Annotated in this window: 14 protein-coding genes; 6 read left to right on the top strand and 8 right to left on the bottom strand. The window is 61.3% G+C overall.

What is annotated here, in order from left to right; translation table 11 throughout:
- The first annotated feature begins 25 nt into the window (after positions 1-25).
- The 3 genes from A4A58_RS24290 (at position 26) to A4A58_RS24280 (ending at position 917) form a co-directional block, all read left to right on the top strand.
- Complete coding sequence (locus A4A58_RS24290; protein WP_068737016.1) at positions 26-289, top strand: hypothetical protein; 264 nt, start codon at positions 26-28, stop codon at positions 287-289.
- 146 nt (positions 290-435) lie between these two features.
- Positions 436-732 carry a hypothetical protein gene (locus A4A58_RS24285; protein ID WP_192855933.1) on the top strand — a complete coding sequence of 99 codons (297 nt, stop codon included), beginning with the start codon at positions 436-438 and terminating at the stop codon, positions 730-732.
- The gene (locus A4A58_RS24280) at positions 729-917 is read left to right on the top strand and encodes a hypothetical protein (RefSeq protein WP_068737014.1); all 189 of its coding nucleotides are present in this window, start codon (positions 729-731) and stop codon (positions 915-917) included. Before A4A58_RS24285 ends, A4A58_RS24280 begins: the two co-directional genes overlap by 4 nt.
- Here the strand turns inward: A4A58_RS24280 and dapA are convergent.
- Both dapA and A4A58_RS24270 read right to left on the bottom strand, forming a co-directional pair.
- On the bottom strand, positions 914-1,888 hold the full coding sequence (gene dapA / locus A4A58_RS24275) for a 4-hydroxy-tetrahydrodipicolinate synthase (protein WP_081422039.1): 975 nt from the start codon (positions 1,886-1,888) through the stop codon (positions 914-916). The genes A4A58_RS24280 and dapA overlap by 4 nt on opposite strands.
- 9 nt (positions 1,889-1,897) lie before the next feature.
- Positions 1,898-2,167 (bottom strand): hypothetical protein, encoded by a 270-nt coding sequence (locus A4A58_RS24270; protein ID WP_086937145.1) that lies wholly within the window; start codon positions 2,165-2,167, stop codon positions 1,898-1,900.
- A gap of 184 nt (positions 2,168-2,351) precedes the next feature.
- On the opposite strand from A4A58_RS24270, the gene A4A58_RS24265 reads away from it, so the two are divergent.
- Positions 2,352-2,627 (top strand): DUF6496 domain-containing protein, encoded by a 276-nt coding sequence (locus A4A58_RS24265; protein ID WP_068737010.1) that lies wholly within the window; start codon positions 2,352-2,354, stop codon positions 2,625-2,627.
- Between the two features lie 29 nt (positions 2,628-2,656).
- On the opposite strand, the gene A4A58_RS24260 is transcribed toward A4A58_RS24265, so the two are convergent.
- Both A4A58_RS24260 and A4A58_RS24255 read right to left on the bottom strand, forming a co-directional pair.
- Positions 2,657-2,875 carry a hypothetical protein gene (locus tag A4A58_RS24260; RefSeq protein WP_139069933.1) on the bottom strand — a complete coding sequence of 73 codons (219 nt, stop codon included), beginning with the start codon at positions 2,873-2,875 and terminating at the stop codon, positions 2,657-2,659.
- A gap of 37 nt (positions 2,876-2,912) precedes the next feature.
- Positions 2,913-3,800 carry a Ku protein gene (locus tag A4A58_RS24255; protein WP_068737006.1) on the bottom strand — a complete coding sequence of 296 codons (888 nt, stop codon included), beginning with the start codon at positions 3,798-3,800 and terminating at the stop codon, positions 2,913-2,915.
- A 143-nt stretch (positions 3,801-3,943) separates the two neighbouring features.
- Between A4A58_RS24255 and ligD the strand changes: the two genes are divergently transcribed.
- Positions 3,944-6,667 carry a DNA ligase D gene (gene ligD, locus A4A58_RS24250; RefSeq protein WP_068737004.1) on the top strand — a complete coding sequence of 908 codons (2,724 nt, stop codon included), beginning with the start codon at positions 3,944-3,946 and terminating at the stop codon, positions 6,665-6,667.
- Positions 6,668-6,774: 107 nt separating this feature from the next.
- Here the strand turns inward: ligD and A4A58_RS24245 are convergent, their stop codons facing one another.
- Entirely contained in the window at positions 6,775-6,939 is a 165-nt protein-coding gene (locus A4A58_RS24245) for a DUF3309 family protein (protein WP_081422059.1), read from the bottom strand.
- A gap of 155 nt (positions 6,940-7,094) precedes the next feature.
- Between A4A58_RS24245 and A4A58_RS24240 the strand changes: the two genes are divergently transcribed.
- Positions 7,095-7,406, top strand: coding sequence for a polyhydroxyalkanoic acid system family protein (locus A4A58_RS24240; protein WP_068737000.1), 312 nt, complete (start codon positions 7,095-7,097; stop codon positions 7,404-7,406).
- 230 nt (positions 7,407-7,636) lie between these two features.
- On the opposite strand, the gene treY is transcribed toward A4A58_RS24240, so the two are convergent.
- Genes treY through glgX form a run of 3 tightly spaced genes read right to left on the bottom strand, consistent with a single transcriptional unit; the run spans position 7,637 to position 14,270 of the window.
- Positions 7,637-10,429, bottom strand: a complete 2,793-nt coding sequence (treY, locus tag A4A58_RS24235; protein ID WP_068736998.1) for a malto-oligosyltrehalose synthase — start codon at positions 10,427-10,429, stop codon at positions 7,637-7,639.
- Positions 10,429-12,195: a malto-oligosyltrehalose trehalohydrolase gene (treZ, locus tag A4A58_RS24230; protein ID WP_068736996.1), complete on the bottom strand. Its 1,767-nt coding sequence runs from the start codon at positions 12,193-12,195 to the stop codon at positions 10,429-10,431. Before treZ ends, treY begins: the two co-directional genes overlap by 1 nt.
- Positions 12,192-14,270: a glycogen debranching protein GlgX gene (glgX, locus tag A4A58_RS24225; protein WP_068736993.1), complete on the bottom strand. Its 2,079-nt coding sequence runs from the start codon at positions 14,268-14,270 to the stop codon at positions 12,192-12,194. The genes treZ and glgX overlap by 4 nt, the downstream gene beginning before the upstream one ends.
- Positions 14,271-14,273 lie beyond the last annotated feature (3 nt).

The raw sequence follows: 14,273 nt of genomic DNA, 5'->3' as shown, positions 1-14,273 counted from the left end.
AAAACAAGCACATTCGGGGATAACGATGACACGCATCACTACGGGCCTCGTGGCCGCACTGTTCGTTGTGACTTCAATGGGCGTTGCTTCGGCACAGGCGCCTGCGACGCCGGCAACCCCTGCTGCGCCCGCCAAGATGAAGCTGAACAAGCAGAGTCTGAAGGACATGAAGGCGAAGTGGAGCGCCAACAAGGGCAAGCTCAAGGCTTGCCGCAAGGACGTCAAGGTCAAGGGTCTCGCCGGCGACGACCGCTGGTTCTACATCGAAGACTGCATGGCCAAAAGCTGATATTCCTGTTGGGCACCAGCCTGATCTATATGCCGCGCTTATGAACGAGCGCGGCTGCTCGTCTCGATTTCATATGGCGATGTCCGCATCTTCTCATCATCCCGACGCGCTCATGCGCCAGGGAGTTGAGAAGACGGACAACGACCATGACGATGTTCTATAATCGCGATACGCAGCTGCACGATTTCTCGGCTGACAGCGCCTATCGCTCCTATCTCATCAGCCGCAATCAGCCGCCGATCGTCCATCACTCGGGCGATGTCCAGTGGAAACGGCTCTGCGTAGCCATCAGGCTGACGCGTAACCACATCAAGGGCTTCTTCGCCGCCATCCACATGGCCCTGGTGGCCGACAAGATGCGCCGCGCGCGGCGTGAACTGGCGCGCGTCCGTGTGCGCGCCGCCGATACGCCGGTGCTTCCGGATCGCCGGAGCGTGCCATGAGGGAAGACCGTTCTGCAGCGCTGTTCGCGCGCATCGCCACCTATGCGACCATCATGCCGGGCATCCTCGCCCGGCTATGGCGTTTCGTCATTGGACCTGCCGTCTATCGGCCGGCCGCGCATTATATGCGCGGACCCGGCCCGAAATGTCGTGAGAAGAACGAACGGGCGCGTCCGCAATCCTAGCGGGCGCGGCGCAGGGGCGGCGCGTCGTCAGGCTGCGCCCAGATCGCTTCCATCGCGGAATAGACCTGCTGCTGCTCGGTCTCGGTGAGCTCCGTCAGCGGCAGGCGGACGGCGGCATTCCCCAATCCCCGCAAGCTCAATGCAAATTTCACCGCCGATGCGACCTGATCCGGCGGCAGGGCTTCTGCGAGTGGCGCCAGCATGTCGGAGATGGTCGTCGCATAGCGGGGGCATCCCTGGCGGGCCGCGTAATACATGCCGCGGCAGAGCTGTGGCGCCACATTGGCCATCGCCGAGACCACGCCATCGCCACCGAGCAGCAGATAAGGCAATGCCGCGGCGTCCTGTCCTGTCAGCATCCGGAAACCCGCCGGCAGCAGCGGCCGCAAGCGCGCCAGGCGGCCGGCGTCGCCGGTGTCGTCGCGCAGGCCGATCAGCCTTGGCGAAGCGGCGAGACCGAGCAGCGTGTCGTCCGCCAGCGCACGTGCGCAACGCGCGGGGGCGTCGTGCACGATGACCGGCAGCAATGTCGCCTCCAGGATCGCGCGGAAATGCGCTGCGATGCCACTTGCCGTCGGGCGGTTGTAATACGGCACGACCGACATGACGGCATCGGCGCCGGCGGCCCATGCCAGCCGCGTCGATTCAATGGCGCGGCTGGTGCAGTTCGATCCCGCGCCGGCAATGACGTGGATGCGTCCGCGGGCGACGCCGGCGGCAGTCCGGATCAGCGTGATGCGCTCGTTCGAGGTGAGCGTGTCGGCTTCGCCGGTGGTCGCGCCGACGACGATGGCACCAGCGCCGGCGTAGACCTGTCGCTCGCACAACCGCGCGAAAGTGAGAAGATCGAGCGTGCCATGCGCGTCGAACGGCGTCGGCACATCAGCGATGATGCCGTGCAGCCAGTCGTTGGCGTGATGGGAGGCATGAGCTTGCGGGAGGGCATGAGCCCGAAGAGCAACTGTGGACATGCGCGAAGCTCAGGCGACACGCCGTTGTTGTGACAGTTCGACACGGGTTGCTGCCGTGAAAGGCAGGGCGTTCATATCGAGTTCGATGAGGCCCGCCATCTCGATGATAGCTTCGGGGCGATGACCGTTCTCGAACAGCGCGTAGCGCACGGCATTCGCGCGACTGACGAACAGACCGCCGAACAGGCCGTTTTGCTCTTGCGCGACCCACTGGCCGCGGCAGTTCTTGCCGATGAAAACGAGGGATGAGCTACACGAGGGAGGTTCGATGGTGATCACTTGCAGTCTCCAGTTCATTCGCTTGAGCGAATGTCTGCAAGATGATCGGCCGCCCGTTTGAAAACGAGATGAGCGGCGGTACCGCGTTATAGGGATTTCATAAGTGCGTCCGTTCGTACATCACCCACCCGGAACGATCGCCGATGATGACGATTGAACTTTTCGATCATAACGGGAGCATGGAATGGCGAAATATTCCAAGAAGGCCGCCGCGGAGGTCGCGCGAGCGGTGAAGAAGGCGAAGGCCGGCACGCTGAGAAGTGGTCGTTCGAAAAAGAAGGTGACCAGCCGCAAACAGGCGATCGCCATCGGCCTGTCCGAAGCTCGCGCCGAGGGCAAGAAAGTGCCGAAGGCGCCGAAGAAAAAGACGGTGAAGAAGAAAACCGCGGCCAAGAAGGCAGCTAAGAAAACTACGAAGAAGACGAGGAAATCCAGAAAGACCTCGAAGAAGAAGTCTTGATCTCAGTCAGATCGACGGTGACCTGCAGGTCACTTTGTCTGTAGGGTCGCCTTCAGCAGGTGGTCCTTGCATTCATCGTCCTTGCCCTCCACCATTGCTTCGCTGGCCAGGCCGATTTCGTCGGAAGCGGTCTTCTTTTGCTTGCCATCGGCCATTTTTGCGATGGCTTCGGCGACGAAGGCGATATTCGAGGCGTTGCATTCCCGTGTCTGCAGTTGCTGTGCCTGCGCTGCCTCGGTCGTCATCAACGCGACGCCTATGATCATTCCCAAAACCTTCATGCTCTCAGCTTGCCTTGCGATGTCGCGCCGATGACCGCGCAGCCTTCTTGGCCGGACGCTTGCGCGCCACATGTGGTCGTGACGACGAAGCGCGTTTGGTCGACTTGCCCTTGCCACCCTTGAGGCTCGCCTTCAGCGCATCCATCAGGTTGATGACGTTGTCCGGCTTCTCCTCCTTCTCGACGACCTTCACCGGCTTGCCTGCAGCCTTGCGCTTCACCAGCGTCTTCAGCGCTGTCTCATATTCATCCTTGAACTTGCTGGGATCGAAATGCGACGCCTTGCTGTCGAGGATATGCACCGCAAGGTCGATCATGTCCTTGGAGATCTTCGGCGACTTGATATCGTCGAAATAATCCTCTTCGTCGCGCACCTCATAAGGAAAGCGCAGCGTAGTACCGAGCAGGCCCTTTCCGAGCGGCTCGATGGCGATGATGTGTTCGCGATTGGTGAGCACGATGCGCGCCAGCGCCACGCGATCCTTGTCCTTCATGGCATCGCGGATCACGGCGAACGCATCGGCGCCGGCCTTGCCGTCGGGCGCGATGTAATAGGGGTTGTTCAGATAACGTCGATCAATCTCGTCGCGCGGCACGAAATTATCGATATCGATGGTGTGATTGCTCTCGATCTGCACGGCCTCGAGCTCTTCCTTCTCAATCTCGACATATTCGCCCTTGCTGATCTCGTAGCCACGGCCCTTCTGCTCCTTCTCCACGATGTCGCCGGTCTCGGCATCCACCATCTGCTGTTTCAGCCGGTTGCCGGTCTCGCGGTTGATCATGTGGAATTTTGTTTTCTCGACCGAGGTCGCGGCCGGATACAGCACCACCGGGCAGGTGACGAGCGACAGCTTGAGAGAGCCTTTCCAATAGGCGCGGGGCGGGGCCATACTCGTCCTCCAACTCGATCTACAAATAAACCGCACAGGCCGCAAAGTATTGCGCCTGCGCGGATTTCCAGGAACTTCAACGGCAGTTGTCGGTTTTAGTTCCGGGCCGGATCATGCGCCCAATGCGTTGAGTGGGGGACGGTGTGGCCGACAAGCAGCTATCGATTTACCGCCGGAAACGTGATTTCGCGCTCACCAATGAGCCCTCCGGTCAGATCGTGGTCGCGCCGGCGAAGCGTCGCCGCTTCGTGATCCAGAAACACGATGCCACGCGGCTGCATTACGACTTGCGGCTGGAGATGGACGGCGTCTTCAAGTCCTGGGCCGTGACTCGCGGGCCATCGATGGACCCCGCCGACAAGCGCCTCGCTGTCGAGGTAGAGGACCATCCGCTCGACTACGGCGATTTCGAAGGCACCATCCCCAAAGGGCAATATGGCGGCGGCACGGTGCAGCTGTGGGACCGCGGCTATTGGGAGAGTGACGACCCGGAAAAGGGCTTCAAGCAAGGCGATCTGAAATTCACTTTGGACGGCGAGAAGCTGCATGGCGGCTTTGTGCTGGTGCGCATGAAGCATGACCGCAATGGCGGCAAGCGCACCAACTGGTTGCTGATCAAGCATCGCGATGAGTTTGTGAGGGAGGGCAAGGCCAACACTACCCTCGACGATGATAAGTCAGTGGCGTCTGGCCGCAGCATGAGTGCCATCGCGTCAGGAAAAGGCAAGGCGCCGAAGCCGTTCATGATTGTTAAGACGGCGAAGATCAAGCCGGATGCGGTGTGGGATTCCAGCGAGGGGAGTGCTGCTGATGCGCGTGCGAAGAAGGGTGTGAAGACCAAGGCGGATGTCGGCAAGCGTGCGACCAAGAAGATTGCAGCAAAGAGCGCCGTGACAAAGAAGGTAGCCAAAACCTCCGTGAAGCCGGTCAAGGTCGCAAAGATACCCGGCTTCGTGGCACCTCAACTTTGCACCATCGTGGATCGGCCGCCCTCCGCGGATGGCTGGGCGCATGAGATCAAGTTCGACGGCTATCGCGTGCAGATCCGCGTCGAAGACGGTGCGGCCACGCTGAAGACACGCAAGGGGCTCGACTGGACGGAGAAGTTTCAGGCCATCGCCAGGGAGGCCACCGGCCTGCCGGATGCGATCGTCGATGGCGAGATTGTCGGCCTCGATGCCCACGGCGCGCCGGATTTCGCGGCGCTGCAGGCGGCGCTGTCGGATGGCGAGACCGATACGCTCATTTTTTTCGTGTTCGACCTTCTGTTCGCCGAAGGCGAAGACCTGCGGAAGCTGCCGCTCGGCGAGCGCAAGGAGCGATTGAAGGCGCTGCTCGACAAGGCCCGTGGTCGCCGCAAGGAAGGCCTGATCCGTTACGTCGATCATTTCGAGACGGGCGGCGACGCCATCCTGCAGTCGGCGTGCAAACTGTCACTGGAAGGCATCGTCTCCAAGAAGCTGTCGGCGCCCTATGTGTCCGGCCGCTCGCAAAACTGGACCAAGGCCAAATGCCGCGCGGGCCACGAGGTTGTGGTTGGCGCATGGAAGACCACCAACGGCAAATTCCGCTCGCTGATGGTCGGCGTCAACAGAGGCGGTCATCTCGCTTATGTCGGCGTGGTCGGCACTGGTTTCGGCCAGGACAAGGTCACGCGCATCATGCCGGCATTGAAGAAAGCGGCGGCGAAGACCAGCCCGTTCGGCGGCAAGGAGACGCCACCGGGTGGCCGGGACGTGCATTGGCTCAAGCCCGAACTGGTGGCCGAGATCGAATTCGCAGGCTTTACCGGCGCCGGCATGGTCCGTCAGGCGTCGTTCAAGGGGCTGCGGCAGGACAAGCCGGCCGATGAGGTCGAGGCCGAAACTCCCAAGAAGACCGAACTTGCTGAGCCGACACCGAAGCGTGGCGCGAAGAAGACTGCCAAAAGCTCCGCAAGAAAAGCCGCGCCCGCAAAAGCTGCGGCAGGCAATGCCGTTGTCATGGGCGTATCGATTTCCAAACCCGACAAGGAGCTATGGCCGGATGCTGGCGATGGCGAGCCGGTCACCAAACGCGATCTCGCGGCGTATTTCGAAACCGTCGGCAACTGGATGATGGACTATCTCAAGGGCCGCCCGTGTTCGATCGTGCGCGCACCCGACGGCATCGACGGGCAGCAGTTCTTCCAACGCCACGCAATGCCGGGGACATCGAACCTGCTCGAACTGGTGAAAGTCTCCGGCGACCGCAAGCCTTACCTGCAGATCGATCGCGTCGAGGGTCTTGCGGCCGTAGCGCAGATCGGCGGGCTCGAACTGCATCCGTGGAATTGCGCGCCTGATGCTCCGGATACACCGGGGCGTCTGGTGTTCGATCTCGACCCGGCGCCTGATGTGGAGTTCATTGCCGTCATGGATGCGGCACGCGAGATGCGCGAACGGCTCTCGAGCCTTGGCATGGAGAGTTTCTGCAAGACGACCGGCGGCAAGGGCCTGCATGTGGTGGCGCCGCTGCTGTATGGTGCGAAGGACAAGGTCGACTGGAAGACGGCGAAGACTTTTGCGCAGGCCGTATGCCAGCAGATGGCCAGCGACGACCCTGAGCGCTACCTGCTCAACATGTCGAAGAAGCTGCGTGGTGGAAAGATTTTCCTCGATTATCTGCGCAATGACCGGATGTCGACCGCGGTCTCGGTGCTGTCGCCGCGGGCGCGTAAGGGTGCCACGGTGTCGATGCCGCTGACATGGTCACAGCTGCGTAAAGATCTGGATCCGAAGAATTTCACCGTGCGGAGCGTCCCGGCGCTACTGGCGAAGAGCAAGGCGTGGGCGGGTTACGAGGATGCCGCGTCGTCGATCAAGGCGGCGATCGGGAAAATGAAATGACTCTCACCGTCATTACTCGCTTTCGCGGGTGATGACGGTGAGAGCGTACGTGCATGGAAAAGCGCGCGACCCTTCCGGATCGCGCGCCTTGAAATCAATATTCGCTCTTACAGCTTACCAAGCAGCAGGAGGATCAGCAGGATCACCACGATGAGGCCGAGACCGCCGCCGCCGTAATAGCCGGTGCCGTAGAACGGACCGCCGCCGATACCGCTGAAACCACCAAGCAAGGCGATAATCAGGATGATCAGAATAATCGTACCAATGGACATGAATGTCTCCTCAGCCTGGCAGACGGACGAGCCGGCTGCCTTCATGCGGTAAAAACGCGCAGGCGCCCGCAAGGTTCCAGGGTTGAAACCTTCATTACGACTACCGTTGGACGATTTCGCGCTTACATCGACCTTAACTAACAAAGGATCATGAGATGTCTGCACCGCTCGTCGTTTCCATTCCGCACAGGCTCGGCCGCGAGGAAGCTGCGCGCCGGCTCAAGACAGGACTGACACGCGCAGCAACTAATGTACCAATGTTGAAAGTTGACGAGGAGCGCTGGGACGGCGACCGGATGATCTTCCGCGTCCGTGCCATGGGGCAGGCGGCGTCCGGTCATGTCGATGTGGCCGAGGATCATGTCACCGTTGAAGTGGTGCTGCCCTGGTTGCTGCAGCGCTTCGCCGAAGTGGCGCAGGCAGCGATCAAATCGCGCGGAAATCTGCTGCTCACGAAAAAGAGTTGAAGCGGCGATTGGGGCGTGCAGAGAATCTCACACATCTTCAATGCCTGCTGCAGTGCAGCATAAAAATATCCTGCGATAGTGCGGCGCACGCGAGTTTGATCGTAAACCACTCGCAAATAATTTGATGAAAAGCTTTGAGCACGCGGAGGAAGGGAACCGACCTTTCTCGAGTCGGCACGATATCCGCCAGGCCGTCCGGCCGTTGATCCCGGGCGGCCTTGTCGTGTGTGCTATCGCAAACGCGTCGAACGAAAGCGTTTCGGCGCGGCATGTGCCTTTACGATCGCCATCGGAATCTGCCTGAAGAGTTTGGCAACGGAAAGCTCGCTCGCACCGTTCTTTGGCGGAGAACCTTCAACGATGTAGCCGGGCGCGATCACTGTCGCGTCGAAGGCCGTTGCCTCCGGCCAATGCCGCCCGCCTTGCGTCGCTTCGAAAAAGGCGCGCGGGATCACGACGATCGCCGCGTCGCGCTGATGCCGCCGAGCAAAGGCGATGATGTGCGCGGCATGAGGTCCGGTCACTTCAAGTGGTTCGTAATCGCCATCGGTGAAGACGGCTGCCATCTCGGTGCGGTGTTTCAACAGCTCGCGCGTCCAGGCGAGCTTGATGTGGCCATCATCCCAGTGTTGCGCCAGCGCTGCCCAATCCGGCTGCTGCAGTATCTCCAGCACTTTCGCGCGTTCGGCGAAATCCACCGGGCGGCGGTTATCGGGATCGACCAGCGAGAAATCCCAGAATTCGGTGCCCTGATAGAAGTCCGGCATGCCGGGAATGGTCGCTTTCAGCGTGATCTGGCTGAGTGAATTCAATGCGCCGATCAGCGATGTGCGTTTGGCAAAGGTCTCAAGCGCTGCAAGAAATTCCGGCGACTGGGCCGGGTCGAGAATGCGCTCCAGAAACGTGCGCAGACCCTTCTCATAGGCGTCGTTCGGGTTGAGCCAGCTCGTTTCCTGCTTGCCCTCGCGCGCCGCCTTCAGCGCATAGGCCTGCATGCGTTCGAGGAAGGAATTGTCCTGCCCGCCGAGCGGCCAGGCGCCGATAAGCGCCTGGTACAACATATACTCAAACGCCGCGGAGGGCGCGCGCATCTCGCCGTAGACCACCAGATGCGGCGCGTTCAGCACCTTCCAGCGACTGACCGTACTGGCCCATTCACCGGGCATTTCGGCCAGCGCCAGCAAACGCGCGCGGGCATCCTCGCCACGCTTGGTGTCGTGAGTGGCGGTCGAGGTCATGCCATGCGGCCGCTCGCGCGCGCGCGCGACCATTATCTCGTGGAACGTGGCGACAGGTATCGCTTCCGCTGCCGGCTCGCCGCCGACTTCGTTGAACGCCAGCAGGCGATGATAGCGATAGAAAGCAGTGTCTTCGAGCGACTTCGCCATCGTCGGCCCGGTGAACTGCTGTACCTTCAATGCAAAGCGTCGCACCCGCGGCTTGCTATGCGCGGGGCGGCCGGGCTTCAGCAGGTCCAGCGTCAGAGCGTCGCGCAGGAAGTCGAACAAGCCTTCGTCGGCAGCGAACCAGTCGGCGCGAGCCTTCTCGATGGTCGTGGCGATCAGTTGCCGGTCTAGGGCAGATGGACCGGCGGTGGAGAGATAGGTGCGATAGACCGGGAAATGCAGCACGTAGAGTTCGAAAGCCTGACGCAGCGTGTCGGCAGAGAAATCGCGCGTCGAATAATGTCCGTTGGCGATCCGTGCCAGCAGACGCGTCAGCACGGTGAATTCGCTGAGCAGCAGCGTATCGAGCACGCGGCGCTTGGCTTCCACCAGTTGCGGTTCGAATTTCGGCGAGACGTTGCTCACCTGTCGCCAAGTTTCGCCCAGTGGTTCTAGGCCTTTTTCTTCGACCAGTACCTGCGTGATCACATTGAGCCATTCATAGCCGGTGGTGCCATGCACGCCGGCGAAAGGCACCAGCTTCTCGTGCTCGCCGAGAATCTTCTCCACTACGACATAGAACGGTTTGGTACTGTTGCCATGCGCCTCGCGGATCAGCCGGCGCAGCCGTTGGAAATATTGCGAGGGATCGTGAAGGCCGTCGATGTGGTCCAGCCGCAACCCCTGCAGCTTGTCTTCGGCAATCAGCCGTTTGACCAGCGAATGGATCGCCTCGAACGTATCGGCGTCCTCGATACGCAGACCAGCCAGCGTATTGACGTCGAAGAAGCGGCGGTAGTTGATCTCGCTCGAAGCAAGACGCCATTGGCCAAGCTTGTAGTGCTGGCGCTCCAGCAGCATGTGCATGGCCTGAATCTGGGCGGGCCGATCCAGCCCGGCGCGATAGGCGTCGAGGCCGCGCGTGATAACCTCGGCAGTGCCGTCGATCGACGCCAGCTGCTGCTTGAAGGCTGGTGCTTGCCGCCGGTTGGGATGGCGGAGGCCCTTGTGCTTGGCCGCCAGTGTCAGGATTGCCCGGCCGGCTGGCGTGTTGCCGGCATCGGCTTCCTTGACGATGGTGCGTAGCATCTCGCTATAGCGCTCCGGTGCGATCGGCAGCCGATGTTCGAAATACCAGGCCGAGAAGCTGCCTTCCTCGGCGTCGTATTTCAGCTCGATCTCGCCATTGTCCAGCGCCTGGCCATACGAGCTGCCGATGATCGGCAGCAGCACACCCCTGCGTGCGCGATAGGGCAGGGTGTCCCAATCGATGTCGAAGGAGACGGCGTGCGGCGAGGCCTGTCCCCATTCCAGCACGTCGAGCCACCACGGATTGTCAGCGAAATGCACACCCACATGATTGGGCACAAAGTCGAGGATCAGGCCGATATCGTTGGCCTTCAGCGCGGCACTCAAGCGCTCGAAGCCGTCTTCGCCGCCCAGCTCCGGATTGAGCTTGGTGTGATCGACAATGTCATAGCCATGGGTCGAGCCCGCGCGCGATTTCATGAATGGCGAGGCATAGAGATGGGTGATGCCGAGCGCTTTCAGATAGGGCACGATGCCCGCGGTGGCATCGAAATCGAAATCCTTAGTGAGTTGAATACGGTAGGTCGCGATGGGAATCGCTGGCGCCATTATCTGTCTCCGATCCGCCATATGACGGACCACGGCGTCCCCACGCCGGTGCTGGTGTTGCCCCAGATTGTCGTGCCTGTGCTCGGCGGAGCTGCGTTGATGGCCTTGTCGGAAAGATTGGCCGTGAGATGCAGCCTGCTGTCGTCACCCATCTTCCAGAAGGCCGTGAGCAAACCGTCGTCACTCGCCTCAGCCTGGCCGAACCGTGCGCCAGCGAGGCGCGGCACGATATGCTGCTTGCGCAATGCGAGCAGCTCACGGACTAGCGTCAACCGCTTCTTACCCGTGGTCGTTTCGCGATTGCCCCAATCCACGAAGGCCGAGCGGAAGGAGCTCTCGTCCAGCGGATCGGGAATCTCGTCGCCATACTTTTCGTAGGCGCTGGCGAATTCCTTCTTGCGGCCATTGCGCACGGCATTGGCGAGATCGCCTTCGAAATCGCAGAAAAACGGGAATGGCACTTTCGAGCCCCATTCCTCGCCCTGAAACAGCATTGGCACCATCGGCGCCAGCAATGTAACGGTCAGCGCAGCTTCGATGGCCTCGGGCCTGGCCAAGGTCTCCAGCCGATCGCCAAGCGCGCGATTGCCGATCTGGTCGTGGTTCTGCAGGAAATTCACGAAGGCCGCCGGTGCGAGTTCGCCTGATGGTTCGCCGCGTTCAGCGCCCGCGCGATGCGCTGAGGGTTGTCCCTGATAGGCGAATCCGGAGCCGAGCGCATGCACGATATGATCGAGTGGGTTTTGCGCGTAGTCGCTGTAATAACCTCTATCCTCGCCGGTCAGAAGCACGTGCCAGGCGTGATGATAGTCGTCGTTCCACTGCGCGCGATATTTGCCGCGCGGCGGGTTGGTGGCGGGATCGAGCAGTGTGGCACGGTTGTCGTCGTTTTCCAGAACGAGATGGATGTGCCGGCCGGTATCGGCGGCGAGCTTGCCGACTTCGCGGCTCAGCTCATGCAGCATCGGGATCTCGCCCTGTTCGACGATGGCGTGAACGGCGTCGAGCCGCAGTCCGTCGAAACAATAGTCGCGCAGCCATGCCACGGCGTTCTCGATGGCATAAGCGCGGACTTCAGGCAGACGATAGTCGATCGCCGAACCCCATGGTGTGTCGGCGCCGCCGAAGAAGTCCGGCGCATAGAGGCCGAGATAATTCCCTTCCGGCCCGAAGTGATTGTAGACGACGTCGAGAAACATCATCAGCCCGCGCAGATGCGCTTCGTCGATCAAGGCCTTCAGGTCCTCCGGGCGGCCGAACATCGCATCCGGCGCGTACCACAATACGCCGTCATAGCCCCAGTTGCGCTTGCCGGCAAAATCGGCGAGCGGCATCAGTTCGAGTGCGGTGATCCCTGTGGCGACGAGATGATCGAGCCTGTCGATCATGGCGCGGTAGGTGCCTTCCGGCGTGTAGGTGCCGATATGCGTCTCGATCAGAACGGTCTCTTCCCACGGCCGCCCGCGCCAGTCCGCCGCGCGCCACGCATATGTCCTGTGATCGATGACTTGCGACGGGCCGGCGATGTCGTTCGGTTGAAAGCGTGCGCCCGGGTCGGGCACGTCGGTCTTGTCGTCGATCCTGAAGCGATAGGTGTCGCCAGCCTCGACACCTGCGACCTCCGCGATAAACCAGCCGTCATCGCTAGGCTTTAAGGGATGGGATTGATCGCTAAGCACCACGTCGACGCGTTGCGCAGCCGGCGCCCAGAGGCGGAAGATCGCGCCTTTCTCAGTCAGCCGTGGTCCGAACGAATGAGCGCTCATGCTGGCGTCCCCGCAAAGGCAAGCACCGAGCGCGGCGGCGCATCGATGTCGCTACCGGGGGGCAGGATCGCGATGGAAAGCTTTTCGTCGGCGGTGTTCAGCACCTGCCGCCAGTTCTTGTATTCCAGCATCTTCGGCAGCTTGAACGGAATGCCCTCGGGCGCAGCGTTCAGTACGATGAAGATCGGATTGGTGTTGTCGCCGGAAGCGCTAAGTACATAGGAGAGGAAACGGCCGTCGGGAAACGCCCAGTCCGTCTCAGTCATCTCGTCGGCCGAGGGCGTCAGCCACAGCACGCCATAGCTGCCATCGGTGCGGCGGCCGTCGAGCCAGCGCTGGGTGGTGATCTGCGGAAAGCGCTGTCGTAGCTGCGCCATATGACCGATGAAGTCGGTGAGATCGTCGTCCTTGTCGCCAAGATTGTCCCATCCGACCCAGCCGATTTCATTGTCCTGACAATAGGTATTGTTGTTGCCGCCCTGCGTGTTGCCGACCTCATCGCCGGCCAGCAGGAGCGGCACGCCCTGCGCGAGGAACAGACAGGCGAGCTGGTTCTTGCGCAGCTGTCGGCGCAGCGCTAGCAGCTCGGGATCGTCGGTCGGGCCCTCGACGCCGAAATTGTTGCTGAGGTTATCCGAGGAGCCATCGCGATTGTCCTCGCCATTGGCCTCGTTGTGCTTCTCGTTATAGGCAAAGAGGTCGGCAAGCGGGAAACCGTCATGCACGGTGACGTGGTTGATCCCGGCGCGCTGCTTGCGGCCGTCATGGTTGAACACGTCTGACGAACCTGTCATGCGGCTGGACACTTCGCCGATCAGCGAGCCTTCGCCGCTCCAGTAGCGGCGCATGGCGCTGCGATATTTGTCGTTCCATTCCGACCACTGCGACGGAAATGCGCCGACCTGGTAGCCGCCCATGCCGAGATCCCAGGGCTCGGCGACCATTTTGACGTTCGCGAGGACAGGGTCCTGCCGGATGGCGGTGAGGAAGCCGCTATTGCGATCGAAGCCATTCGGCCCGCGGGCCAGCGTGGTTGCAAGGTCGAAACGAAAGCCATCCACGTGACACACCTCGACCCAGTAGCGCAATGAATCCATCACCATCTGCAACACGCGCGGATGCGTAAGGTTCATCGAGCTGCCACAGCCCGTGAAGTCGTCATAGAATCGTGGATTGTCCGGCATCAGCCAGTAATAGGAGGCGTTGTCGATGCCGCGATAGCTCAGCGTCGGGCCGAGATGATTGCCTTCGGCGGTGTGGTTATAGACCACGTCGAGCATCACCTCGATGCCCGCGTCATGCAGCCGCGCGACCGTCGTGCGGAACGCATCGAGCGGATTGTCGGTGCCGTAGCGCGCTTCCGGGGCGAAGAAGGAGAGGGTGTTGTAACCCCAGTAATTCACCAGCTTCATTTCCACCAGCCGGCGGTCATCGACAAAGCTGTGCACCGGCAGCAGCTCGATGGTGGTAACGCCAAGCCGTTTGAGATGCTCGATCATCGACGGCGACGACAGTCCGCGATAGGTCCCGCGCAGCCCCGGAGGAACATCCTTGCGTATCTGCGTCAGGCCTTTGACATGAGCCTCATAGATGATGGTGTCTTCCCAGGGTATACTGGGGCGCGCTTCCTTGCGACCCCAGTTGAAGGTCTCGTCGACCACCACGGCCTTCGGCATGCCGCGCGCATTATCGCGGCGGTCGAAGGACAGGTCCTCGCGCGACGAGCCGGTGCGATAGCCGAAATGTGCATCGCTCCAAACGAGACGCCCGGCCAGCTTCTTGGCATAGGGGTCGAGCAGCAGCTTGTGCGCATTGAAGCGGTGCCCATGCTCCGGTTCATAGGGCCCGTGCACGCGATAGCCATAGAGCTGGCCCGGCGAGACATCGTTGAGATAGCCGTGAAAGACGTGCTCGTTATACTCCGGCAGTTCGATGCGCTCGAGCTCGCGCCGCCCCTGGCTGTCGAACAGACATAGTTCGACCTTGGTAGCGTTCGCAGAGAACAAGGCAAAGTTGGTCCCCCGTCCGTCCCAGCTTGCGCCGAGGCGGGAGGGCATGCCGGCGGATAGTCTCATGCT

It is taken from the genome of Tardiphaga robiniae, assembly GCF_001618955.1.
Classification (GTDB): domain Bacteria; phylum Pseudomonadota; class Alphaproteobacteria; order Rhizobiales; family Xanthobacteraceae; genus Tardiphaga; species Tardiphaga robiniae_A.
Note: the sequence above shows the minus strand (reverse complement) of the source record. Positions and strands in the feature narration are given on the sequence as shown.